The organism is Streptomyces sp. NEAU-sy36 (assembly GCF_013423905.1).
Lineage (GTDB): Bacteria > Actinomycetota > Actinomycetes > Streptomycetales > Streptomycetaceae > Streptomyces > Streptomyces misionensis.
In genome coordinates this window covers 1,313,161-1,338,177 of record NZ_CP058977.1, presented here as the reverse complement: position 1 = coordinate 1,338,177, position 25,017 = coordinate 1,313,161, and the positions used below count along the sequence as shown (strand labels likewise).

General features: G+C 73.4%; 18 protein-coding genes. 15 read left to right on the top strand and 3 right to left on the bottom strand.

All coding sequences use genetic code 11. The annotated features are described in order from the left end of the window. Positions 1-102 precede the first annotated feature (102 nt). From HZZ00_RS06010 to HZZ00_RS05975, 8 genes are all read left to right on the top strand, one after another. On the top strand, positions 103-942 hold the full coding sequence (locus tag HZZ00_RS06010; RefSeq protein WP_180331233.1) for a TauD/TfdA family dioxygenase: 840 nt from the start codon (positions 103-105) through the stop codon (positions 940-942). Further along, complete coding sequence (locus tag HZZ00_RS06005) at positions 942-1,904, top strand: 3-oxoacyl-ACP synthase III family protein (protein ID WP_180331232.1); 963 nt, start codon at positions 942-944, stop codon at positions 1,902-1,904. The genes HZZ00_RS06010 and HZZ00_RS06005 overlap by 1 nt, the downstream gene beginning before the upstream one ends. Continuing rightward, positions 1,901-3,088, top strand: a complete 1,188-nt coding sequence (locus tag HZZ00_RS06000) for an acetyl-CoA carboxylase biotin carboxylase subunit family protein (RefSeq protein ID WP_180331231.1) — start codon at positions 1,901-1,903, stop codon at positions 3,086-3,088. The genes HZZ00_RS06005 and HZZ00_RS06000 overlap by 4 nt, the downstream gene beginning before the upstream one ends. Next, positions 3,085-5,043 carry a phenylacetate--CoA ligase family protein gene (locus tag HZZ00_RS05995; protein WP_180331230.1) on the top strand — a complete coding sequence of 653 codons (1,959 nt, stop codon included), beginning with the start codon at positions 3,085-3,087 and terminating at the stop codon, positions 5,041-5,043. Before HZZ00_RS06000 ends, HZZ00_RS05995 begins: the two co-directional genes overlap by 4 nt. Next, entirely contained in the window at positions 5,040-6,437 is a 1,398-nt protein-coding gene (locus tag HZZ00_RS05990; RefSeq protein WP_180331229.1) for a hypothetical protein, read from the top strand. The genes HZZ00_RS05995 and HZZ00_RS05990 overlap by 4 nt, the downstream gene beginning before the upstream one ends. Further along, the gene (locus HZZ00_RS05985) at positions 6,434-7,672 is read left to right on the top strand and encodes an MFS transporter (RefSeq protein WP_180331228.1); all 1,239 of its coding nucleotides are present in this window, start codon (positions 6,434-6,436) and stop codon (positions 7,670-7,672) included. Before HZZ00_RS05990 ends, HZZ00_RS05985 begins: the two co-directional genes overlap by 4 nt. 41 nt (positions 7,673-7,713) lie before the next feature. Next, positions 7,714-8,712: an NADP-dependent oxidoreductase gene (locus HZZ00_RS05980; RefSeq protein WP_180331227.1), complete on the top strand. Its 999-nt coding sequence runs from the start codon at positions 7,714-7,716 to the stop codon at positions 8,710-8,712. A 91-nt stretch (positions 8,713-8,803) separates the two neighbouring features. Continuing rightward, complete coding sequence (locus HZZ00_RS05975; protein WP_257585677.1) at positions 8,804-10,057, top strand: PLP-dependent aminotransferase family protein; 1,254 nt, start codon at positions 8,804-8,806, stop codon at positions 10,055-10,057. 50 nt (positions 10,058-10,107) lie between these two features. Here the strand turns inward: HZZ00_RS05975 and HZZ00_RS05970 are convergent, their stop codons facing one another. Next, positions 10,108-10,566 (bottom strand): Rrf2 family transcriptional regulator, encoded by a 459-nt coding sequence (locus HZZ00_RS05970; protein WP_180331226.1) that lies wholly within the window; start codon positions 10,564-10,566, stop codon positions 10,108-10,110. Positions 10,567-10,640: 74 nt separating this feature from the next. Between HZZ00_RS05970 and HZZ00_RS05965 the strand changes: the two genes are divergently transcribed. From HZZ00_RS05965 to HZZ00_RS05950, 4 genes are all read left to right on the top strand, one after another. Further along, positions 10,641-13,607 (top strand): beta-galactosidase, encoded by a 2,967-nt coding sequence (locus tag HZZ00_RS05965; protein WP_180331225.1) that lies wholly within the window; start codon positions 10,641-10,643, stop codon positions 13,605-13,607. Between the two features lie 114 nt (positions 13,608-13,721). Then, positions 13,722-14,348, top strand: a complete 627-nt coding sequence (locus tag HZZ00_RS05960) for a toxin-antitoxin system, toxin component family protein (protein WP_180331224.1) — start codon at positions 13,722-13,724, stop codon at positions 14,346-14,348. After that, positions 14,345-15,571 (top strand): MAB_1171c family putative transporter, encoded by a 1,227-nt coding sequence (locus HZZ00_RS05955; protein ID WP_180331223.1) that lies wholly within the window; start codon positions 14,345-14,347, stop codon positions 15,569-15,571. Before HZZ00_RS05960 ends, HZZ00_RS05955 begins: the two co-directional genes overlap by 4 nt. Positions 15,572-15,591: 20 nt before the next feature. Further along, positions 15,592-16,158, top strand: coding sequence for a hypothetical protein (locus tag HZZ00_RS05950; RefSeq protein WP_180331222.1), 567 nt, complete (start codon positions 15,592-15,594; stop codon positions 16,156-16,158). Between the two features lie 138 nt (positions 16,159-16,296). On the opposite strand, the gene HZZ00_RS05945 is transcribed toward HZZ00_RS05950, so the two are convergent. Further along, positions 16,297-17,169 (bottom strand): RimK family alpha-L-glutamate ligase, encoded by an 873-nt coding sequence (locus tag HZZ00_RS05945; RefSeq protein ID WP_180331221.1) that lies wholly within the window; start codon positions 17,167-17,169, stop codon positions 16,297-16,299. Between the two features lie 134 nt (positions 17,170-17,303). Here HZZ00_RS05945 and HZZ00_RS05940 point away from each other — a divergent pair, with 134 nt between their 5' ends. The 3 genes from HZZ00_RS05940 to HZZ00_RS05930 are packed head-to-tail and all read left to right on the top strand — an operon-like array spanning position 17,304 to position 21,184. Beyond that, positions 17,304-18,356: a protein phosphatase 2C domain-containing protein gene (locus HZZ00_RS05940; RefSeq protein ID WP_180331220.1), complete on the top strand. Its 1,053-nt coding sequence runs from the start codon at positions 17,304-17,306 to the stop codon at positions 18,354-18,356. Positions 18,357-18,396: 40 nt separating this feature from the next. After that, entirely contained in the window at positions 18,397-19,842 is a 1,446-nt protein-coding gene (locus tag HZZ00_RS05935) for an acyl-CoA synthetase (protein WP_180331219.1), read from the top strand. Beyond that, complete coding sequence (locus tag HZZ00_RS05930) at positions 19,835-21,184, top strand: carboxyl transferase domain-containing protein (RefSeq protein WP_180331218.1); 1,350 nt, start codon at positions 19,835-19,837, stop codon at positions 21,182-21,184. The genes HZZ00_RS05935 and HZZ00_RS05930 overlap by 8 nt, the downstream gene beginning before the upstream one ends. 7 nt (positions 21,185-21,191) lie before the next feature. Here the strand turns inward: HZZ00_RS05930 and HZZ00_RS05925 are convergent, their stop codons facing one another. After that, positions 21,192-24,830, bottom strand: coding sequence for a S8 family serine peptidase (locus tag HZZ00_RS05925; protein WP_180331217.1), 3,639 nt, complete (start codon positions 24,828-24,830; stop codon positions 21,192-21,194). Between the last annotated feature and the right edge of the window lie 187 nt (positions 24,831-25,017).

Genomic DNA, 25,017 nt, shown 5'->3' with positions numbered 1-25,017 from the left:
AACGTCACTCAGGTCGCACGAACACCGCTCCATCCACCACCTCGAGTCCGTCCACCACCTCGCGGCCGGTGTGCCGCGGGCGACCCCACCAGGAGATATGTCATGGACATGCAAGACCTCACGCCGTTCATCGGCACCGAGATCGTCGGTGCCACCATCGAGGACCTCCGCGACGACGACGTCTTCGACACGGTCCTGCGGAACCTCGCCGAGCGTGAACTCGTGGTCGTCCGCGGCCTGCGGATCACCCCGTCCGAGCAGATCGAACTCGCCCGCCGGATCGGCCGGCCCGTGCCGTTCCTCATGAGCCGCTACCGGCACCCGGACCACGAGGAGATCATGATCTCCTCCAACGAGACCCGGGCCGACAAGCCGATCGGAGTCGCCCGGGTAGGCAACTTCTGGCACCAGGACTCCAGTTACGTCAGCGACCCCGCCCCCTACACCCTGCTGCACGGTGTGAACGTCCCCTCGACCAGCGGGCACACCCTCTACGCCAGCGCCGTCGACGTCTACGACCGCCTCCCCGACGAGTGGAAGGCCCGCATCGAGGGACGCACGGCACTGCACACGGTCGCCAAGCGGTTCCGCATCCAGGCCGAACACGCCGGCCTCTCGGTGGCCGAACTGCGCGCGGTCATCGCCGAACAGCACCCGCCGGTGGAGCACCCGCTGGTCCGCAAGGACCCCGACAGCGGCCGTTCCTACCTGTACGGCGCGCCCGAGTACATGGACTCGGTGGTGGGCTTCGACGCCAACGAGAACGCGGAGTTCTTCGCGCTCATCGACTCGCTGATCCAGGACCCGGAGCATGTCTACACCCACCGCTGGACCCCCGACGATCTCGTCCTGTGGAAGACCGCCACCACCTACCACGCCGCCACGGAGGTGGCGCCGGGGGTCTCCCGAACCGTGCACCGCGTGAGCATCGCGGCTGAGTAGTGGCCGCCATAGCCGACATCGAGATCCGCTACCCGGCCTCGCACGTCACCGTGGAGGGGCTGCACGCCACGGCGGGGCTGGACGTCGACGAGATCCACGAGATCGTCCACTGCGACGCCTTCCCCGCCCTCGGCGAGGGCGAGTCCTCGTGGCGGCTCGCGTGGGACGCGGCCCGGGCGATGCTCCAGCGCACGCCCGGTGCCGTGTCCTCCGTCCGCCAGGTGATCTTCGCCGGCTCGGGAGAGTGGGATCTGCCGTTCTGGTCGCCTGCCGCCCGCGTGGCACAGGCACTCGGCATCCACGACGCGCACTGCTTCGAGGTGACCAACTTCTGCAACGCCGGCACCACGGCGCTGCGCGTGGCCTCGGACGCGCTCGCCCACGGCGAGCCGGGCGGATACGCGCTGGTCCTGATCGCCGATCGACTCAGCAGGATGGTGGACCGCAGTGACCCTGCTTCGAAGGCTCTGTTCAATTTCGGTGACGCGGCTGCGGCGGTACTGCTGGCGCGCGACGGCGGCGTTCTGCCGGTCCTGCACACCGCCATGCGCACCGATCCGAGCTGGAGCGATTACTACTACGGGGAACGACGCGACAGCGAGGTCGTCATCCGCCGGGGCCCCCACCGCAAGGGGCTGGCCCAGGCATACGTAGAGAACTTCACCACGCTCGTCGGCAGGAGCCTGGCGGCACTGGGACGCACAACGGGCGACATCAGCTACTTCCTCGTCAACCAGGGAGATCGCGAGATGCACACGCGTCTTCTGCGGACTCTGGGCATCCCCGAGAGCCGCAGTGTCCTCAACTACCACCGGCTGGGGCACATGGGTGGCGCGGACACGTTCATAGCGCTGCGGGACCTGGTCGACGAGCGGCGTCTACGGCCCGGCGATCTCATCCTGCTGGCGACCAGCGCCATGGGATTCACCTGGGGCGTAACGAGTCTGGAGTACCGGCCATGAAGATCCTGGTCATTCATCAGGTGCCCTACCGCAAGATCGACTACGGGCGTGCCATCGACCACGGTGTCCACGAGGTCACCTACGCCGGCCCGGCCGACTCGCTCGCCGACATCCCGGGCGACCTGCCCTGTGGGCGCCTGGAGACTCCGGCGGGCGAAGACCTGGCCGAAGCCGTCATCGCACGCACCTCACCGGCCGACGGCTACGAACATGTGCTCTCCCTCTCCGAGTTCGGCGGCTTCGTCGCACACCGGGTGCGCGAGCACCTGGGCCTGCCGGGGCCATCGCTCGAACAGGTGGAACGGGTACGCGACAAGGTCGCCATGAAGGAGGCCCTGCGCGGCTCCGCCATCCGCGTCCCCCTCTTCGTGTCCCGGCCCCCGGCCTGCGGCCCCCTCCCCTGGACGGGCAAGACGGTGATCAAGCCGCGCCAGGGCGCCTCCAGTGAGGGCGTGCGGGTCTACGAGACGGCGCGACAAGCCCTCTGCGCCTACCGCAAACTCGAGAACCGGCGCGACCACCAGCTTGAGGAGTACATCGAGGGTCACGTCCTCCACACCGACGGCGTGGTGCGCGACGGCAGGCTGATCACTCTTGTGACCAGCAGATACGTCGGCAAACCGGTTGACTACGTGGCCGGCCGGCCGCTCGGCTCGCACCAGATACCGCCGGACCCGCGCCATCACGGCTTCGCCCAACGCGTCGTCGACGCGCTCGGCATCACCACCGGGTCCGTCCACCTGGAGTACTTCGAGACCCCGGACGACGACCTCGTCTTCCTGGAGATCGGCAACCGGGTCGGGGGCGCCGGAGTGGTCACCGCCCATCACCGGCACACCGGCTCCCACCTGCCGTCCCTGGAGATCGCCGCCTACCTCGGTCTCGCGCCCCGGCCGCCGGCGCAGCCCAGTGGCCGCTACCACGGCTGGCTGGTCTTCCCCGGACACCACCTGCCCGCCGGCGGCCACCACCGCATCACCGTCCCGCCGCGGCTTCGCGACCACCCCTGTGTCGACCGGATGCACGTGCTGCCACCGACGCGGCCGCTCCCCGCGACGGTGACCTACCAGGAGTGGCAGGCGCCCGTGTTCGTGGAGGCGTCACACACCGATCCGGAATCGCTGCGGGACTTCTTGGCGGACTGTGCCCGCTCCATCACCGTAGAGAGAGGCACCGCGCCGTGAGCCACCATCCCACCGATCTCCTCCTGGCAGTCGCCGACGCCCGTGCCGAACTGGACGCCGAGCCGGACGGCCTCCTCGGCGGCCTGCTCGCCCGGCACGGCTTCGACGCACTCGGCGCGCTCTTCGCCCCCGATCCGCTCACCGAGACGCTGGACGCGCTCTTCGACGGTCTCGGCCAGTACCCCTTCCAGACGCTGCCCGCCACCGGCGACGTGATCGAGTGGTCCCCCGTCGGCTCCGTGCTGCTGGACGATCTGCGATCCGGCAACACCCTGCGCGGCCTGCTGCTGTCCTGGGCCATGGGCAATGCCGTCGTCATCCGGACCGACCGTGCGCGGGTGCCCTTCTGGACCGGCCTTCTCGGTCGTCTGCGCGACCACGGCCACCCGCTCCCGCCCGGTCGCGTACAAGAACACGGCACCCAGGCGGACGGCGTACTCCTGCGTGTCCCCGACGTCGTGCTGCTCCCCGCCGCACAGGGCACCGAAGACCCCGCGGTCCCGTCCGACGACCTGGTCACCACCACCGACGACGGCGACCCGACGGCTTTGCGCATCGAAGGTGCCGCCCTCGGACGCTGCCCCACGCGGCTGGCGAGCGCCGTGTGGACCGCAGACCGCGAAGCGTCCTGGGCAAGGCTGCCGTCCCGGCGCGTCCATCGGCCCGGCACCTCCCTGCCCCTGGCCCGCAGCCGGCAGCCGGCAGCCGACCGCATCGACGCCAAGCTGCGCTATCTCGTGCACAACGCGAGACGAGCCGATCACTACGCCCGACTGCCCGCGGTGACCAAACGCTCGGACCTGTCCATGCTCCCCGTCCTCGAGAAGGAGACGCTGGAGGCGCACTCGCTGCCGCACGGGCAGGGGCTGACCACCGCGGCCGTGCCGAGCGGCGAGGTGCTGCGCAGCGGAGCCTCCAGCGGCACACCCCGGTACGTCGCCTACTCGCGTTCCGACTGGGCCAACATGGTCCGTGAAGCCGTACCGCTCTTCTACGCCCTGGGACTCTCCGAGGGTGACCGGCTCATCAACACCCTGTTCGGAGGAGCCCTGTACGGCGGTCTGATCACCACCGCGTGCGAACTGTCCCTGATGCCGGTGCAGTGCTACACCACGGGCCAGCTGGTGACCGCCGAAGACCTGCTCAGGCTGACCGGCCCCGGCTTCGCGGCCAACGCGGTGCTGGGGCAGCCTGCCCTCCTGCTTCCGTTGCTGCGCCAGGCCAAGGACATCAGGCCGGAGCTGCGCCTGGAGAAGGTCGTCTACGGGGGCACCCCCATGGCCGAATCCGACAAGGCATGGCTGCGCGAGGAACTGGGCACCACGGTGATCTCCAGCATCCTCGCCGCCAACGACGGTGCCCAACTGGGTTATCAGTGCTCGGCCATGACGGGCACCCGGCACCATCTGTGCGAGGACTACAACCTCGTCGAAGTGGTCGACGACGCCGGGGAACCGGTGCCCGACGGCACGTTCGGCCACCTCCTGATCACCTGCCTGCAGAAGACCGAAGGCCCGCTGATCCGCTACCGCATCGGCGACTACGGACGCATCCGGCTCTCCGACTGCGCCTGCGGCATCACCGGCCCTGTCCTGGATTACGCCGGACGCGCGGACGGGCTCCTGAAAATCATGGGCCGACGCGTCCTGCACTCCGAACTGCTCGACGCACTCCAGCCCTTCGGCGTCTCACGCCTCCAGGTGGAGATCGTCCCCGAGGGCCGGCAGGAAACGGTCGTGCTGCGCACGGAGTCGGCACGCAGCTGTGTCCCCGAGGACCTGCGGGCCCACCTCCTGCGGCAGTTCTCCAAGCTCGGGACCGCGACGGACTTCGACGCCGGCCTGAAGGTCTTCGACATGCGAGTGGAGTGCCTCGCGGAAGGGGCCATCTCCCGTGACCCGGTGAGCGGCAAGTTCGCCACCGTCATCGATCACCGACTGGAATCCGCATCATGACCCTCGCCCCAGCACCGAGCCCCCTCGCAACGGACTCCCTCACCCGCGCCTACCAGGAGGCCGTCCACGCCTCGGGCAGCCGTCTCGCACACGCCATGGAACGAGTCCAACGGGCCCCGGAACTGGCCGACTGGAGCGGACGGTACCTCCCGCGCCCGGTCTTCGCCGACCGGGCCCAGCTCAACGGCTTCAGCGCCGACGTACTGCACCTGCTGACCATGCTCACGTCGTTGCCGCGGCGCCTCTTCGAGGGGGACCTCGACCGCTACTGCGCGGCGATCGGCATGACGGGTCCTCGGGCCGCCCTGGCCCGCAGCTGTGGCGGCATGGCGCCCCAGCTCTACGGGCGCGCCGACATGTACCACGACGGAACGTCGTTCAAGCTGCTGGAGTTCGGCCTCGCGAGCGCCGTCGGCGGTGTCGACCGTGCGGGCGCGATCCCCCGCGCGCTGCTCGGCGATCCCGAATTCGCCGCCTTCGCGAAGCAACACGGGCTCGGCTACACCGACACCGGCGCGGAGCTGGCCGCCGCTCTGCGCGCCGCCGGCGCCGCCGTGGCCCCGGGGCGCGAACCCGTCATCGCCCTCGTGGAAGGGCCGGGTGGGCTGGCCCGCTACGGAACGGCGTGGAAACCCCTGCGCTCGCTGCTCCGGCGACACGGGCTGGAGTGCCACATCGGCGAGCTCGACGGGCTGCGGCTGCGCGGGCAGCGGCTGTTGCTGGCGGGCAGGCCCGTCGACGTCGTCTTCCGCTGCTTCAACATCGAGCAGGTGCTGGCGGAACCCCAGGGGCCGGACCTGATCGCGCCCCTCCTGCATGCCCAGCGCGCGGGCCGGGCCGCGCTGTGGATACCCATGGAGAGCGAACTCTTCGCCGGCAAACGGTGCATGGCGCTGCTGTCCGACGAGCGCTACGCCGACGCGTTCTCCGCGCAAGAGCGGGCGGTCGTCCAGCGCACCCTGCCCTGGACCCGGCGCCTGGGCACCGCCGACGGCAGGACGAGCGGATCCGGCAGGACGAGCGGATCGTCCCTGCTGGACCACTGCATGGACCAGCGCGAGCACCTCGTGGTCAAACCGGACGCCGAGTTCGGCGGCCGGGGTGTCGTGGCGGGCTGGGACACCGGCGTGGACGAGTGGTTCCGGGTGCTGCGGCAGGGAATGGAGGCCGGCTGCGTGGTCCAGCGCCGCGTACTGCCCCGACCGGAACCCGTCACCGACCCGCACACCGGACGGGAAGCGCCGTGGCAGGCGGCCTGGGGCCTGTTCTACACGCCTCGCGGGCACGCGGGCACCTACGCGCGAGCGCTGCCCGCCGGCACCAGCTCCGTCATCGGCATCACCGCCCACGCCGAGACCCGCACGGCGGGCGTCCTGTACGGAGACCACCGATGACCGCGGTCGAGCCGGACACGCGCGCCGCGGTGGACGGCACGTCAGGGAGTCTTGGCCGCGACTGGCGCTTGCTGTGGTCGGCGGGTGCCGTCTCCACGCTCGGCGACGGAGCGCTGATCGCCGCCCTTCCCCTGCTGGCCCACCGCCTCACCCAGGACCCGCGCGAGATCTCCGCTGTCGTCCTGGCGGCGGAGCTGCCCTGGTTCCTCGCCGTCATCGGCGGAACGGTCGTGGACCGTTTCGACCGGCGCCGCCTGATGGTCGGTGCGCAGATATGGCAGCTCGTCGCCATGACGGCCGTCGCCCTCGCCGCCACCGCGGGACTGCGCCATCTCTGGCCGCTGTACGTCCTCGCCTTCACCATCGGCCTCGGTGACGTCCTGTTCAGCGGTGCCAACCAGGCGCTCGTGGTCAACCTGGTCCCCACCGGCCTGCTGGAGACGGCGAACGGCAGACAGATCGCGACCGAATCGGTCACCCGGGACTTCGCCGGCCCGCCACTGGGTGCCGCCCTGTTCTCCTTCTGGCTCCCGCTGCCCTTCTGGACGGACGCCGCGACCTTCCTGGTCTCACTGCTGCTGATCCTGCGCATCCGCCGGCTGCCGCGCCAGGCCCCCGACGGAGCCCCCCGAGCGCTGTCCGCGAGCACGGCCGAAGGGCTCCGCTTCCTCCTGCGCAACCGGCTGCTGCGCAACCTGTCGTTGATGGCGGCGGCCAGCAATTTCTGCAAGACCATGGCACTGTCCACGCTCGTACTCTTCGCCCACGACGTGCTGCACGTGGGCGACAGCGGATACGGCGTCCTGCTGGCGGCCATGGCCGTCGGCGGTGTTCTGGGCGGTCTGGTGTCCAAGCGCCTGGTGGACCGCTTCGGCGGCCGGACCGTCGCACTGACCGTCCAACTGACCGGCCCGTTCATCTGGTTGGCCATCGGGGTCCTCAGCAGAGGCCCGCTGGTGATGATCCTGCTCTTCACTCTCCGTTCGGCGTCCCTGGCCGTCTGGAACGTGGTGTCCGGCTCGCTGAAACAGCGCCTGACCCCCAACCACCTGCTCGGCCGCGTCAGCGGTGCCGGGCGCATGGTGGCCTACGGTGCGATCCCCCTCGGCGCCGCGGCCGGCGGCCTGGTCGCCGACTCGTACGGCCTCATCGCACCGTGGATCATCGGCGCCGCCCTCAACCTCGTCGTCGTGGTCCTGGCGCTGCCCACCCTGGTGCGCTGGGAACGCGCATGACCCGCCCCGCCGCCGGACCAGACCACCAGAACAGGACCCCCATGAAGCCGTCCATGCTGTCCGTGCACCAAAGACGCCGTCCGGCCGGAATGCCCGTCGAACGGGACTTCGCCTTCGTCTCCTCCCCCCTGCCCGAGCCCGGGCCGGGAACCGCCCTGGTCGAGAACCTCTACCTGTCCGTCGATCCCTACATGAGGGAGAACATGGACGGTGTGTGGCGACTCGGCACCCCGCTGGAGGGCAGGGCGCTCGGGCGGGTCATCGACTCCGGCGATCCCCTGCTGCCCGCCGGCACGCTCGTCCAGCACCGTCAGGGCTGGCGTACCCACGCGCTCGTCCGCGCCGAGGACGTGCGCGTGCTGCCCGAGCACGACAACGTGCCGCTCACCGCCTGGCTCGGGCTGCTCGGCGGCACCGGGCTCAGCGCGTACGTCGGTCTCACCAAGGTCGCGCGGATGCGGCCGGGGGAGACGGTGTTCATCACGGCGGCGGCGGGCGGAGTGGGCAGCGCCGCGGGCCAGATAGCCCGCTTGCGGGGGGCCCGCAAGGTGATCGGCAGCACCGGCTCCCCGGCCAAGGCACGCCACCTGGTGGACAGGCTCGGGTTCGACGAGGCCCTCGTCCACCGGGCCGGTCCGCTGAGGGAACAACTGGCCCAGGCCGCCCCGGACGGGATCGACGTCTGCCTGGACAACGTCGGCGGCGAGCACCTGGAGGCCGCCATCGCGTCCATGCGCGACCACGGCCGGATCGCGTGGTGCGGAGCCATCGCGCAGTACAACGAGGCGGATCCGCCACCGGCCCCTCGCAACCTCTTCGACATCGTCGAGAAGAGCATCCGCCTCGAAGGCTTCCTGGTGCGCAACCACCGTGACGCGCGCGCCGAACTGGAGGACTTCCTGGTACCCCGCATCCAAGAGGGCCGGGTCTTCTCCGCCGAGAGCGTCACCCATGGTTTCGAGGGGATCGTCACGGCCTTCATCGGGATGCTCAACGGCGACAACGTCGGCAAGACCCTCGTCCGTGTCCGCGCCGACTGACACGCCCCGCGCCGCGCCGGGCCACCGCGCGGACCCGGCGACTTCGTCCACCACCTTCGCCCATCGCCCCCACCGGTTCGAGGACCCACACATGCATATGCTGGACGACCCCTGGCAGTCCCGTTTCGCCGCGAGAACGGCACGGATGCTGCCTTCCGAGGTACGGGCCCTGTTCGCCACCGCCGCGCGCGAGGAGATCATTTCCCTCGCCGGCGGCATGCCGGACGTGGGCGCCCTGCCGCTGGGCACCGTGGGAGACATGGTGGGTGACATCATCACCAGCCAGGGCAGAACGGCACTCCAGTACGGAGCCGCCCAAGGGCATCCGGCGCTGCGCGAGAGCATCTGCCGGGTGATGGCCGAGGAAGGGCTGCACGCCCGACCGGACGACGTCGTCGTCACCGTCGGATCACAGCAGGCACTCGACCTGGTCGCGCGCCTGTTCATCGACCCGGGGGACAGTGTGGTCGCCGAAGCGCCCACCTACGTGACCGCCCTCACCGTCTTCGCCGCCCACCAGGCCGACATCACGCAGGTTCAGATCGACGAGGAGGGCGTACTGCCCGGATCCCTCGCGGAGACGTTCGCCCGGCTCGCGGCCGTCGGGAAGCCGGCGAAGTTCTTCTACACCGTGCCCACCTTCCAGAACCCGACCGGCGTCACCATGAGCGAGGGGCGGCGGCAGGACGTTCTCGAGGTGTGCCGCCGCGCCGGCGTACCGGTCGTCGAGGACAACCCCTACGGTCTGCTCCGGTACGAGGGAGAGCCGCGACGGCCGTTGCGCGCGGACGCCTACGACGTGATCTACCTGGGTTCGTTCTCCAAGACCTTGGCGCCCGGACTGCGGGTGGGCTGGGCTCTCGCACCGGCCTCCGTGCGCGGCAAACTCGTTCTCGCCGCCGAGAGCGCCATGCTCTCCCACTCGTCGCTGGCGCAGATGACGGTGGACCGGTATCTGCGCACCCAGCCCTGGCGTACCCGGCTGGCGGCTCTCAGGGAGATGTACGCGGCCCGGCGCGACGCGATGCTCCAAGCCCTTGAGGAGTACATGCCCCGGTCGGTCCGCTGGACGCTGCCGCACGGCGGCTTCTTCGTGTGGCTCACCCTGCCGGAACCGCTGGACTCCAAGCGGATGCTGGACGAGGCTCTGGCCGCCGGCGTGGCCTACGTGCCCGGCACCGGCTTCTACGCCGACGGCCGGGGGCACCGCGAACTGCGTCTGTCGTTCTGCCTGCCGGACCCCGGCGAGGTCGGCGAGGGGGTTCGGCGGCTCGCCTCCGTCATCGACCGGAACCTGGACGTCCGCCTGCCCCGCCGCCCCGAACTCTCGCTCAGCGCGGGTTGAGAGGCGTCAGGGTGTACCCGGGCCCGGCCCGAGGCGGGAGACCGGGACGACTAGGGGTTCTCCCAGGCCGCCGGTTCCGCCGCCAGGGACCGTACAGGTTCCGGCAGGGCGCCCGCCGCCAGGTCCGCGACCGTGACGCCCTCCAGGATGCGGCGGACGTTGGCGCGCAGCGCGATCCACAGGGGGAGCAGGGGTTCGGCCGTGCCCGTGTAGGAGAGTCCCGTGGGGCGTTCGCCGCGGACCGAGACGATCGGGCCGTCCACCGCGCGGATCACGTCCGCCACGGTGATCGCCGCGTCCGGGCGCGCGAGCCGGTAACCGCCGCCCCCGCCGCGCCTGCTGTCCACCACCCCGGCGCGGCGCAGATCGCCGAGGATGCCCTCCAGGAACTTGTGCGGGATCCCCTGCGCGGCCGCGATTTCCTCTGCTTTCACCGGGCCGTTACCCTGCCGTACGGCCAACTCCAGTACCGCCCGTACCGCGTAATCCGCCCGTGCCGAGATCCTCATGGGTCCATTGTGGGACGCCCCCGCGTGGAGAATGGCCGCATCCGCGCCCCGTAAGATCGCCCGGAGGCTCCACCTTGGCGCTCAGCAGACGTACCTTCAGTGCCCTGGCCGGTTCGGCCGCGCTCGGTCTCGCCCTGGGCGGCAGCGGCGGCCCGGGGGCGTCCTCGGCGTTCGCGGCGCGCACCGTGCCGACCGGCCCGGCGCCCGCCCCGCCGAGCGCGGACGGCGAGCGGCACACCATCGGGTACGACCGCTACTCCCTGCTGGTCGACGGCAGGCGGCTGGTGGTCTGGTCCGGCGAGCTGCACCCCTTCCGGCTGCCCAGCCCGTCCCTGTGGCGGGACGTGCTCCAGAAGATGCGGGCGCACGGCTACAACGCCGTCAGCATCTACGTGGCCTGGAACTACCACTCGCCGGCGCCCGGCCGGTACGACTTCACCGGTGTCCGGGACCTGGACCTGTTCCTGCGCACGGCCGCCGAGACCGGGCTGTACGTCATCCTGCGGCCCGGCCCCTACATCAACGCCGAGGTGGACGGCGGCGGTTTCCCCGGCTGGCTGACCGCGGCCAAGGGCCGGGCCCGGTCCGACGACCCGGAGTACCTGGCGCATGTCGACGAGTGGCTGACACAGGTGAACCGCATCGCCCGCGCGCACCTGTTCACCCAGGGCACCGGCACCGTGCTGCTCTACCAGATCGAGAACGAGTACGACGCGCGGGTGGGTTCGGCCGGCAGCCGCGCCTACATGTCCCACCTGTACAAGAAGGTGCGCGCCGACGGCATCGACGTACCGCTGTTCCACAACGACAAGGGCCGCAACGGCTATTGGACCCCCGGTTCGTTCGACACCGGCTCGGAGCGCGGCGGCTGGCTGTACGGCTTCGACGGGTACCCCTCGCCGCAGGCGACCCCGCCGGACTGGGGGACGTTCGGGCCCGGCGGCGCCAAGGGCGGGGCGAGCGCCTCGCCGTCGACGCCCGGGTTCGTGCCCGAGTTCGGCGGCGGCTGGTTCGACCCGTGGGGCGGAGCCTTCTTCGACGGCAAGGGGTACGCGCAGGCGCGGCGCACCCGGGACGCCGCCTACGAGCGCCGCTTCTACCTGACCAACCTGGCCAACGGCCTCACCCTGCACAACGTCTACATGACCTTCGGCGGGACCTCGTGGGGCTGGCTGCCCGCGCCGGTCGTCTACACGTCGTACGACTACGGCGCGGCCATCGACGAGGCCCGCCAGGTCACCGACAAGATCGCACCGATGCACCAGCTCGGCCATCTGCTGCAACGCGTGCCGGACTTCGCGAAACTGGACCGCGCCGCGGACGTGCGGGCCGAGGGCCTGAAGGTCTACCACCTGACCAACCCGGACACCGGCGCCCATGTGTACGTCGCCCGCAACGACGGCGACGACACGGTCACCGCCGATCTGCCGACCGCCGCGGGCGGCCTGCGGGTCAGCGTGCCCGCCCGGGACGCCAAGCTGGTGGCCGCGAACCTCTCGCTGGGGCCGCGGAGGCTGAAGTACGCGAGCGTCCAGCCGTCGATGCGCGTGACCGCGGGCCGGCAGGACATCGCCGTGTTCACCGGGCCCAAGGGCGAGATGGCCGAGCTGCTGGTCGACTGCCCCGACGAGCCCGACGTGCTGCGCCTGGACCCGGAGGCCGCGTGGGTCCTGGACGACACCGGGCTGCACGTCAACGCGCCGCTGGGGCAGGGCGGTCTGATCCGGGTGCTGGTGGAGAAGGGCGAGCGGGACCGCCCGTTGCTGCTCCTGCTCGCCGACGACGCCACCGCCGTACGCCTGTTCCCGTACGACACCCCGTCCGGCACCGTGCTGGTCTACGGCCCCGCGCTGCTGCGCCACGCCGAGGTGCGCGGCTCCGAGGTCCACCTGACCGGTGACATCGCCGAGACCACCAGCATGGAGGTGTGGGGGCCGCGCGGCATCGACACCCTGGTGTGGAACGGCCGCAGGCTGCCGGTGCGGGTGACCCTGTCCGGCAGCCTGATGACCACCGGCCCGCTGCCCGGCGTGCCCGAGGTGCGGCTGCCCCGGCTCGGCGGCTGGCGGATGCGGCGGGAGAACCCGGAGGCGGGGCCCGGCTACGACGACTCCGGCTGGCGGACCGCCGACAAGAAGACGTCGTTCAGCACCACCGCGGTGCCCGCCGGGCAGCCGGTGCTCTTCGCCGACGACTACGGCTTCCACTACGGCGACGTCTGGTACCGGGGCACCTTCGACGACGCCCGCGGCATCGAGGAGGTCGCGCTCGGCTACAGCACCGGCACGCAGGGCCTGCTGATGGCCTGGCTGGACGGCGAACCGCTGGGCACGCACCGGATGCCGGTGCCGGACCGGGACACCCTGCGCAAGGGCACCTGGACGGACACGGCCGCCTTCCCGGTGCGCGAGGAGCTGCGCTCCCCCGGCCGGCATGTGCTGTCGGTGCTCGTGCGGCGGATGCAGCACGACCAGGACGGCAGGGCCGACGACGCCCACAAGGCGGCCCGCGGGCTGACGGCGGCCGTCTTCACGGGGGCGTCGCCCGAGGTCGTCTGGCGCATCCAGGGCGAGGGACGGCCGGACCCGGTGCGCGGCCCGCTGAACAACGGCGGGCTGCACGGGGAGCGGGAGGGCTGGCACCTGCCGGGCTTCGCGGACCGCGACTGGGAGCCGGTGCGCTTCCCGGTGTCGGCGCGGTACCAGGGGGTGACCTGGTACCGGACGTCCTTCCGGCTGGCGGTGCCCGGTGACGTCGACGCGTCCGTCGGGCTGACGCTTCAGGACGATCCGTACCGCGCGTACCGGGCGCAGATCTTCCTCAACGGCTGGAACCTCGGGCAGTACATCAACAACGTGGGCCCGCAGCACACGTTCGTGCTGCCCAACGGCATCCTGCGGACGCGGGGCGAGAACACGCTGGCGCTGGCGGTGCTCTCGGAGTTCACGACGCTGTCGGGGCCGGGGACGGTGCGGCTGTCGCTGCTGGGCCGGGCGCTCGGCGGGACCGAGGTGTCGGTGGTGCCGTCGCCCGGCCGCTGAGACGGCGCGTCGGGCAGGGTGGTCGCCGCGGGCCGGGGGCGTGCGACCGCGTGACGGGGGCATATCCCGGCGCGTACGCTCGGACGGTTGGGCTGTCGGCGGGAAGGGGCACGGATGGGCATCGCGGGCGCGCGGGGGCGGGCGGCCCGGCTGACCGCACGGCTGCGGCGCCCGGGGCCCGGTTCGGCCATGCGCACCCTCGCGGGCGAGCTGTCCGCGGCCGTCCGCGCCCGGCCCGAAGCGCCCGGCGACGTACGGGGGCTGTGCCGGGCGCTGTGCGAGGAGATGAGCGCGCTGCGCGGCGGCCGGCCGCTGGAGCTGCGGTTCGAACGCTTCCCGGACGAGATCGAGGTCACGGGCCTGTGGGTGGAGTTCGCGGACTTCGACCTGGTGATCGTGGAGGAGCGGGCCGAGGAGGTGCAGCAACTGGTCATCCTGGGCCATGAGTTGTGGCATCTGCACGCCGGGCACCGGCACCACCACCTCGCCGGGGACGCGGCGGCGCGGGCGTTCGCGAAGACGCCGGGCTGGCCGGACATGGCGCTGACGGTGGCGGCGCGCAACGGGTCCCGGGAGGCGGACGAGGCGGAGGCCGACGACTTCGGGCACCGGCTCGCCACGCTGTTCCGGCCCCGGCTCACCGGAACCGGGGACGCTCCCGTCGCCGGTTCCGGGAGTGCCGCGGCCGCCCCGCCGCAGCGCGCCCTCGGCTACCGCGGACGGGGCGGAGCCGCGCGGTGAGCACGCTGGCGCTGGATCCGTCGGCGCTGCTCGGCCACCTGTACATCTCCTTCTGGGTCCCCACGGTGTTGCTGACCGCCGCGCTGGTGCTCAAGCTGCCCACGATCATCCGGCTGTGGCGGGACCCGCTGCTGCGCGCGGTCGGCGGGGTGCTGGTGCTCGCCGCCGCGGTGTTCGTGTTCTGCATGCCGTCGATGATCGTGTGGCTGAACCGGCTGACCGGGGTCGCCAACTTCGCTGCTCCCTGGTGCTATTCACTGATCGCCGCGAACTCGGGGGCGTGCCTGCTGTTCATCGTCACCTGGCGCAACGGGCTGCCCGAGCGGTCGGCGGTCACGCGGCGGGCGACGCGCTGGGTGGTCTCGGTGTACTCCGGGGTGATCGCCCTGCTGTGGGTGCTGTTCCTGCTCGCCGACGTGCCGGTGGAGCGGGTGCGGGACCTGGACACGTACTACGCGCGCACGCCGTTCATGCGCGAGGAGATCCTGCTCTATCTGCTGGCGCACGCCGTCGCGTGCGCGCTGAGCCTCCGGCTGATCCGGGACTGGGCCGGTGACCGGGGGCTGGACGTCTGGCTGCGGTGGGGGCTGCGGCTGCTGGGCGGGGGGTACGCGCTGAGCCTGCTCTACGACGGGGCGAAGCTCGGCGCCGTCGTCGCGCGGTGGTGCGGGCGCTCCCCGGACTGGCTGAGCACGAACCTGGCACCGCCGGTGGCCTCGCTCGCGGCGATCCTGCTGGCCGCCGGATTCATCCTGCCGCACGCCGGCCAGGCCCTGCACGGCCGGCTACGCCTGCGGCTCGCCCATCACCGGCTGAGGCCGCTGTACCGGCTGCTGCGGGACGCCGGCGGTGTCCCGGGGCCCCGCTTCGCGCTGCGGGCGCCGGCCGGGTTGCGGCTGACGCGGCGGGAGACGTTCATCCGGGACGCGCTGCTGCCGCTGGCGCGGCGGCTGGACGCCGGGCTGGAGCGGCGGGCGTACGCGGCGGCGGTGTCCCTCGGCCACGATCCGGCGCGGGCGCGGGCGCTGGCCGCGGCGGTGGGCGTCCTGGACGCTGTCGAGCGGGGCCGGGGCGGGGCGGCCCCGGCGGCGGACGCCGATCCCTCGGCGCTGCTGCGGGAGATCGGGGAGATCTCCCGGGCGCTGCGCCGGCGCCGGGAGGTGGCGGCGGTCCGCGTCCTCGCGGGGGCCGTGCCGCCCTCCGGTGTCCGGGTGCCCGAGTGACGGGTCCCCGAGGGCGCACCATGGGAGGCGTGGCCCTTGATTTCCAACTGGTGCTGCTGCGGCGGATGAGCGATCACAACCCCGTTCTGGTGGACGAGGCCAGACGGCGGCTCGGGGTGTCGGCCGCGGACATGCGGGAGGCCAACAAGCGCTGGCAGGCGATGGTGCGTTCGCCGCGGTCGCGGTCCGCCGCCGCCCGCTACCGCTCGGTCCTCGGCGAGCCGGAGGCCGTGCTGCCGCGCAGACTGGGCGACGTCGACTGCGAGGCCCGCCGCTGGGCCCTTCCCCTCTGGCCCGAGCTGCGCTTCGAGGTGCTGGTGGGGCCGGGCGGCGCCGTGTGGAACGAGTGGCTGGTCCGCGCGCCCGGCGCACCCGGGCCGGCCCTGCGCACCCTGGACGACCTCACCCCCTGGTCCTGCACCGTGGACGAGGCCGCCCGCGCCTTCCCGCCGGCCCGCCCGCTGGAGGGCACCGCCCCGACCCGCTGGGGCCTCGCCCTCACCGCGCCCGACCGTGCCGGCGTGCCGCGCGAGGTGGTCGCCGAGTTCACCTGGGGCCTGCTCCAGCGGACCGCCGTCGTGGCCTGAGCGCCACCGGCTCAGTCCTCGAAGCCCGTCGCCCGGGTCCGCTTCTCCCGCTCGGTCACGTCCGCGCGGGCCTGGCCGCCACGTCGCCGCGGGTATCGCCGACCGCGGTGGCGGGGCGTGCCGTGACACGGTCGGGGGCTACCCCTGGGCCTCGGCCAGGATCGCCGTCGCCACGTGCGGCACCGAGTCCGGGTGCAGGAAGAGGAAGAGGTTCGGCTCCACCAGTTCCAGTTCCATCAGGCGGGGCGCGCCGTCCGGGCCGTCGGCGAGGTCCACGCGGGCGTAGAGCAGCGGAGATCGGGTGGGCACCGCCGCCAACGCCTTCTCCGCGACCGCGAGTTCGGCGTCCGTCGGCTGCCAGGGGGTGAGGTCCGGGTGGGCGACCTTGTCGGCGTCGTACGGCGTCCCGGGCGTGAGCACGGCCGCCTTGCGGCTCGCGTGCAGCAGTCGGCCGCCGAAGAACTGAAGCGCCCGCTCCCCGGTGACGTCGATGCCCGCGAGGTAGGGCTGCACCATCGCGGTGAAGCCCTCGGCGTGCATCCGGGCGAGCTGCCGCAGCGCCGTGTCGTGCTCGTCGGGGGTGTAGCGGGCGGCGAAGCGGGCGCCCGCGCCGGACGTCGGCTTGATCACGTACTCGTGGTCGGACGGCAGGGCGGCGGGCTCGCCCGGGGCTATGTAGCGCGTGGGCACGGTGGGCACCCCGGCCGCGGCCAGGTCGCCCAGGTACCGCTTGTCGGTGTTCCACCGCACGACGTCGAGCGGGTTGGCGACCCGGGTCACCCGCCCCACCCGCTCCAGCCAGTGCGCGAACTCCTCGGCGCGCCAGCTGTAGTCCCAGGGCGAGCGGATGACGACCAGGTCGTACCCGGCCCAGTCCACGTCCGGGTCGTCCCAGAAGGGGGCGTCCGCCCGCGCCCCGGTGTCGTTCAGGGCCCGCACCAGCGCCGGCAGATCGCGGTCCTTGCTCGGCCCGGCACCGGGGTCGTAGGTGGCGAGGGCTATGCGGGGCACGGCGGACTCCCTGTCGTACGGCGGTTCGAACACCGGCGAGGCTAACAAGCGCCCCGGAACCGGGACAGGGGGTTTGACCTTCACCTTCGGTGAAGCCCCAGCATCGGTGGCGGACGACGAGAGGCGCGGATGCGATGGAACTGCTGACGATCGGGGCGTTCGCCAGGCTGAGCCGGCTGTCGCCGAAGGCACTGCGGCTGTACGACGGGCTGGAGCTGCTGCGGCCCGCCCGGGTCGACCCGGACACCGGGTACCGGTACTACGCCGCCGGCCAGTTGGGCCGGGCCCGGCTCGTGGCCTGGCTGCGGCGGCTCGGGATGCCGCTGGCCGGGATACGCGCCGTGTGCGCGCTGCCGCCGGCCGAGGCCGCGCGGGAGATCGGCGCGTACTGGGCGCGGGTCGAGGCGGAGACGGCCGTACGGCGGGACCTCGCCGCGTTCCTCGTCGCGGAGCTGACCGGCGAACCGGGAAGGGAACCCATGACCATGCTGGAACTCCGGCACTCGGCGCACACCGACCGCGGGCTGGTGCGCCCGGCCAACCAGGACACCGTGTACGCGGGCCGCAGACTGCTCGCCGTGGCCGACGGGTTCGGCCCGGCGGGCCGGTCCGCGAGCGGCGCGGCGGTGGCGGCGCTGCGCTTCCTGGACGAGGCGGAGGAGCCGCCCGCGGACGGGGTGCTGGGCGCGCTGGAGGACGCGGTGCGCCGCGCGGGCGAGGCGGTACGGGACCTGACGGGCGGCGCGAACGACGCCGGCACCACGCTGACCGCCCTGCTGTGGACCGGGTCCCGGCTGGCCCTCGCGCACATCGGGGACTCGCGGGCGTACCTGCTGCGCGGCGGCGAGCTGTACCGGTTCACCCGGGACCACCGCGTCGAACCCCGCTCGCCGACGCTGCTCAAGGCCCTGACCGGCGGGGCCGGCCCGGTGCCGGACCTGCGCCTCCAGGAGCCGCTGCCGGGCGACCGGTACCTGCTGTGCTCGGACGGTCTCACGGAGGCGGTGCCCGACGCCCGGATCGCGCGGCTGCTGGGGGGCGGCGCCGGGCCCGGGGGCACGGTGCGGGCGCTGGTGGACGCGGCCCTCGCGGCGGGCGCCCCCGACAACGTGACCTGTGTGGTCGCCGACGTCACCGCGCCCTCCGCGGCCGGACGGCCGGCGACCCCCGGGGACCCGGTGGTGTAGGAAGGACGCAGATGGTCCCGAGAGCGAAGGAGTCCGCCGCGTGTCCTCCCTCTTTCCCGCCCTGACGGACGGTCCGCCCACGCGGGTCGCGGTGCGGTTCGGCGAGCGGTCGTTGACGTACGGCGAGCTGGCCGGGGCCGCCGGGGCCGTGGCGGCGCGGATCGCCGGGGCCGGGCGGGTGGCCGTGTGGGCCACGCCCGAGCTGGAGACGGCCGTCGCCGTGACCGGGGTGCTGCTCGCCGGGGCCGCCGCCGTGCCGCTCAACCCGAAGTCGGGCGAGAAGGAGCTGGCGCACATCGTCTCCGACAGCGCGCCCCGGACGGTGCTGGCCGCGCCGGGGGCCCGGCTGCCCGCCGCCCTGGGGGAGCTGGAGCGCGTCGACGTGGACGCGGCCGCCGTCGCCCCGGTCCCGTCCGCCGGCGTGTCCGACGAGGACCCGGCGCTGATCGTCTACACCTCCGGCACCACCGGTCCGCCCAAGGGTGCCGTACTGCCCCGGCGGGCCCTCGCCGCGACGCTGGACGCGCTGGCGGAGGCCTGGCGGTGGACGGCGGCGGACGTGCTGGTGCACGGGCTGCCGCTGTTCCACGTGCACGGGCTGGTGCTCGGTGTCCTCGGGCCGCTGCGGCGCGGCGGCTCGGTGCGGCATCTGGGCCGGTTCTCCACCGAGGGCGTGGCGCGGGAGCTGGCCGACGGCGCGACCATGCTGTTCGGGGTGCCGACGATGTACCACCGTATCGCCGAGGCCCTGCCGGGCGACCCGGAACTGGCCGAGGCGCTCGGCGGTGCCCGGCTGCTGGTCTCGGGCTCGGCCGCGCTGCCGGTCCACGACCACGAGCGGATCGCGGCGGCCACCGGCCGCCGGGTGATCGAGCGCTACGGCATGACCGAGACGCTGATGAACACCAGCGTGCGCGCCGACGGGGAGCCCCGCGCCGGAACGGTCGGGGTGCCGCTGCCCGGTGTGCGGCTGCGGCTGGTGGAGGAGGACGGCTCGGAGATCGCCGCCCTGGACGGGGAGACCGTCGGGGAGATCCAGGTGCGCGGGCCGAACCTGTTCACCGAGTATCTGAACCGGCCCGACGCCACGGCCGCCGCGTTCACCGCCGACGGCTGGTTCCGCACCGGGGACATGGCGGTGCGCGAGCCCGACGGGTACGTGCGGATCGTGGGGCGCAAGGCGACCGACCTGATCAAGAGCGGTGGTTACAAGATCGGGGCGGGCGAGATCGAGAACGCGCTGCTGGAACACCCGGGGGTGCGGGAGGCGGCGGTCACCGGGGAGCCGGACGCCGATCTCGGGGAGCGGATCGTCGCCTGGATCGTCCCGGTCGATCCGCAGGCGCCGCCGGGCACCGAGGAGTTGGCCGGGCACGTGGCCCGGCGGCTCGCCCCGCACAAGCGGCCCCGCGTCGTGCGCTTTCTGGACGCCCTGCCGCGCAACGACATGGGCAAGATCATGAAGCGGGCGCTGGCCGATGGCTGACCGGTGCTCCGCGCGGGAGATGCTCGCCCTCGTCGCGGACGACGGCAGCTTCACCGAACTCCCGGCGCCCGCCCGGGAGTCCGCCCCCGACGGACCACTGCGCTGGCAGGGGTACGACGCCTCGCGCGCCCGCGCCGCCGAGCGCACCGGTGAGCAGGAGTCGGTGGTCTGCGGCACCGCGACCGTGACCGGCGCCCGGGCCGTGCTGATCGCGTTCGAGTTCGGCTTCCTCGGCGGCTCCCTGGGCGAACGCACCGGGGACCGGCTGGCGGCGGCGTACACGTACGCCCGTGACCACCACCTGCCCGTCGTGCCGCTGATCGCGACCGGGGGCAGCCGGATGCAGGAGGGCATGGTCGCGCTGACCCAGCTCCAGCGGGTGGCCCGGCAGTCGGCGCTCACCCGGGAGGCGGGCCAGGCCCAGATAGCGGTCCTGCGGGACCCGACCACCGGGGGCGGCTGGGCCACCCTCGGGGCCGGCGCGGACGTGATCCTCGCCCTGTCCGGCGCCCAGGTGGGCTTCGCCGGCTCCCGCGTCCGCCCGGCCGGCGCCGACCCCGCCGCCTACACGGCCGAGTCGCAGGTCGCGGTGGGATCGGCGGACGCGGTGGTGCGGCCGGAGGACCTGAAGGAGGCGCTGGGGACGTGGCTGCGGCTGCTCTCCCGCCCGGGCGAGGCCGTACCGGCCCCCGTCCCGGCGGCCCTGGGCACCCCCGCCCCCGGCCTCCCGGACAGCGGCTGGGCGGCCGTCCGGCGCGCCCGCTCCCCCGAACGCCCCCGGGCGCACGCCTACCTGGACGCCTATTTCACCCACCGGGCCCACCTCGGCGGCGACCGGTGCGGCGGCGCCGACCCCGAGGGGATGCTCTGCGGCTTCGGCGAGCGGGACGGCCGTACGGTCGCGTTCGCCGCGCAGACCGGGACGGCGACCCGGCCCGCCGGGTACCGGACGGCGGCCCGGCTGATCCGGCTGGCGGACCGGCTCGGTATACCCGTGCTGACCCTGGTGGACACGCCCGGTGCCGCGAGCGACGCGGAGGCCGAGCGGCAGGGGGCGGGCGCGGCGATCGCCGAGGTGTTCGGCGCGGTGGCCGCCGCCCGGGTGCCGGTCACCACGCTGGTGATCGGCGAGGGCGGCTCCGGCGGGGCCCTGGCCCTGGCCGCTCCCGGCAACACCTGGGCCACGCCGGACAGTTACTTCTCGGTGATCGCCCCGGAGCAGGCGGCGGCCATCCTCAAACGCCCGCCGCAGGCCGTCGAGGCGACCGCCGACCAGCTCCGCATCCGCCCGCAGGACCTGGTGGAGCTGGGGCTGGTCAGGGGCATCGTCCAGGGCCCCTGACCGGTCCCTACCGGACGCCGACCGCCCGGATGATCTCCTGCGTCACCGAGCCGCCCCGGTCGTCGCGGGCCGTGGCCCGCAGCGACACGGAGGCGGCGCCGCGCGGCACGTCCAGCGTGCCGCGCCACTCGGTGCCGGACCCGGCCAGCGGCACCGTGCGCCAGCTCGTGCCCTCGTCGTACGACACCTCCAGCCGGCCCCCGCCGAGGGTCCCGGTGCCCGCCGCGCCCGCCACGTACCGCGCGCCCAGCGTGACCGGCAGCCGCCCGGCCTCCACGGTGCCCGCGAGGTCCGTGTCGAGGCCGTAGGAGAGGTTGATCAGCGGCAGGCGGGTCCAGTGGTCGTCGGCCGTCCGCGCGGAGCGGAACGTCCATGCGGTGTGGCCCTCGGTGGCGAGCTTCCAGCGGGCCGGGTCGAGGGCGGTGTCGGTGACGACCTCGTAGGTGTGCTCGTCGGCCGGCGCGTCGGTCACGTACGCGGTCGAGTCCTCGCGGCGGTCGGCCAGGACGCCGTCCAGGTACACCGAGGTGGTCTGGCTCATGCCGCTGTCGCCCCACACGTCGCCGAAGCCGGTGTGGTCGGGGCCGGAGTCGCCCCAGCCGGGGGTGTTCAACTGGATCTGGTCGCCGGCGCGTTGCTGGCCCCAGCCGAGACCGGTGCCGAGGTACGGGTGCCACACCGGCCGGAACCAGTCGAGCCGGGGCTTGCCGCCGCCGTCGTAGCGCACCAGCCCGCTGCGTTCCTCCAGGGTGCCCTCGCCCAGGGTGACGGATTCGTGCCACAGCTGGCCGGGGCCGGTGGAGACGTAGTCGGTGCGCCGGGCGGGCAGGTCCACGCTCTCCTGGAAGCCGATGCCGACGGGGAAGGCGTCGGTGATCGAGTAGCGGAACTCGCCGCCGCTCGCCGGCTGGGGGGCGTGGAAGGACACCTGGAGGGCGGCGAGGTCGCGGCCCGTGGGCGTGTAGGTGAGGTCGCGGTCCGGGATGGCGCCCCGGTGGCCGTCGGACAGGTCGTACACGTAGGGCGAGTTGCGGGTGCCGGTCATGTCGACGTGCCGGGCGGCGCGCAGCCGGGCCGCGTCCGCCTGGTTCACGGTGGCGATCACCAGGGGGCGGTCGGTGTTGTCGTCGGTGCCCCACCAGTCCATCAGCCGGCCCGGCGCGTCGTCCGTGACGAACAGGGCCTCGGCGCCCGCGTCCTGGGCGGACTGGGCGAGGGCGGCCGGATCGGCGCCGTCGGCGAGCCGCGCCAGCACCGCCTCGCCGCGCGCGGACGCGGGGACCGGGCCGTCGCCGACGTCCGTCAGCGGCAGCCTGCGCCGGCCGTCGGTCAGCGTGCCGCCCGCCTGGACGGTCGCCTCGTCGATGCCCTTGACCTCCAGCTGGGGCTCGGCCAGCCGCCACACGGTGCGGTACTCGAAGCTGCCCCGGGTGACCTCCGGGGTGGGGGCGGCGAAGACGCTGTCGTAGGTGAGGGGCACCTGGACGGCGCCGAACAGGTCGGCGCCGTCGGCGGCGCGGTCGTACTCCATGAGGATCTGGTGGGTCTCGGTGCGTCGGGGCACCGCGGCCTTCACCTCTCTCAGGGTGCTGCCGTCCAGGGTGACGTCGGTGTCGTGGGTGAGGTCGACCTCGGGGGCGGCGAGGAAGCCGAGGCCGAGCGAGTCGGGGCCGTGGCTGCCGCGCACGTCGAGGAACGAGGTCAGGGCGTACGTGCCGGGCTTCAGGCGCAGCCGCAGGGTGCCGGAGTCGCCGACGTGGTCCGACTCGGGGTCCACGCCCTGCGCCAGCCGCTGCACGGTGAGGTCGGCCGCGGTGGGCGCGCCGGAGCGGTCCTTGACGTGGACGGTGAGCGTGTACCGCTCGTCCTCCTTGACCAGCCCGAACACGGTGTGCGCGCGTACCGTGCCGGTGTCGTCGGCGGCCACGATCTGCCCGCTGGTGGTGCCGACCGGCGCCTTGCCGGCGTCGCCGGTGACGGTGGTGGTGGCGGTGCCGTGGGCCGGGACGGTGAGTGCGGTGTCGGCCAGGGTGACGACGCCGTCCGGGGCGCCCTGTGCGGACAGCTTCAACGTGAGGTCGTGGTCGCCGGAGTTGGTGTAGGTGAGGGTCCGGGTGACCGGCTTGTCGGCGTCGTAGGGCCAGCCGTGAAAGCCGAGGTCGGCGCTGCCGGTGGCGGTCAGCGTGGCCTGGACGGCGTCCGGGACGCTCACCCGGCCGGCGCCCGCCGTGTAGGCGGAGACGTCCAGGCGCGTGGAGGTGGACATCAGCGCGTCCTTCAGCCGCGCGCCGGTCCAGTCGGGGTGCTCCTGGGCGAGCAGGGCGGCCACCCCGGCGACGTGCGGGGTCGCCATGGACGTGCCGCTCATGCTCGTGTAGTAGCCGCTGCCGTCGGTGAGCCGGGAGCGGGCGGCGAGGATGTCGACGCCGGGGGCGGACAGGTCGGGCTTGAGGGCGTTGTCGCCCTGGCGGGGACCCGCGCTGGTGAAGTAGGCGGGCTGGTCGGCGGAGTCCACCGCGCCGACGGTGAGGGCGTCGTCGGCGGCGCCGGGCGAGCCGATGGAGGAGGGGGCGCCGGTGTTGCCCGCGGCGACGACGAAGAGCGCGCCGGTCTCCCGGGAGAGGCTGTCCACCGCCTGCGCCATCGGGTCGGTGCCGTCGCTGGCCTCGGTGGAGCCGAGGCTCATGGAGACGATCCGGGCGTGCACGTCCCGCGCGGCCCACTCCATGCCCGCGATGATCTGGGACTCGCTGCCCGAGCCCTGGTCGCCGAGCACCTTGCCGACGGCGAGCGTCGCGTCCGGGGCCACGCCCTTCTCCTTGCCGTCGGAGGCGGCGCCGCTGCCGCCGACGGTGGAGGTGACGTGGGTGCCGTGGCCGAGGTGGTCGTCGATGTCCTCGCCGTCGACGAAGCTCTTGGTCAGGCTCACCCGGCCGGCGAGGTCGGGGTGGGTGAGGTCGGCGCCGGAGTCCAGCACGGCGACGGTGACGCCCTTGCCGGTCAGGCCCGCGTCCCAGGCGGCCCGGGTGCCGATCTGGGCGTTGCTCTCGGCCATGTCGGCCTCGACCCGCCCGTCCAGCCACACCTTGTCGACGCCGTCGCCGCGGGTGAAGGACCGCCAGAACGCGGACCCCCTGGCCGCCTCGACGGCGGCCCCGCGGACGCTGGGCAGGTTCCGGGTGCGGGTGGTGCCGGCCGGGGCCGCGGCGGCGGTGCGGGTGTTACCGCCGTAACCCACGATCAGCGGAAGGGACTTGGCCTTGGCGTCGGTGAGTCCCTGCCGGATCAGCGCGCTCACGTCGAACAGCCGCCGGTCCAGCCTTCCGGAGCGCAGGTACGGCAGCGCCTCGTCCGGTACGACGGTGAGGTCGCCGCCGCTCCGCAGGCTGCGCACCGCTCCGGTGGCGCCCGGGGGGCGTCGCACGGTGACGGTCTGCCTGCCCTGCCCGAGGTCGGTGACGGTCACCTTGTCGCCGGTGACGAGGGTGACGGTCCGCTGGTCCTGGTGTGCCGCCGGCGCCGGGGCCGGTCCGGCGGCCGGGGCGGGTCCGGCCGCCGCGGCACTCGCCCCGGGTGCCGGCAGTACGGCGAGCGCGAGCCCCGCCGACAGCAGGACGGCCCGGCGTCTTACTGGTCCTCTGGTCATCCACGCCCTCTTCCACGTCGAAACTGCCGCTGCGTGCCGTGCGTCGAGTGCTGGGACGAGTGTGGTGCGGCCGGTGTGACGGCACAGTGGCGCGGAGGTGGCGGGTTGTCACCCTGGCGGGTTCCCGCCACGATCACCGGCCGGCCCGCCACGCGGCAAAGAAGTGGGACGGCCCAAGCACGGTCCG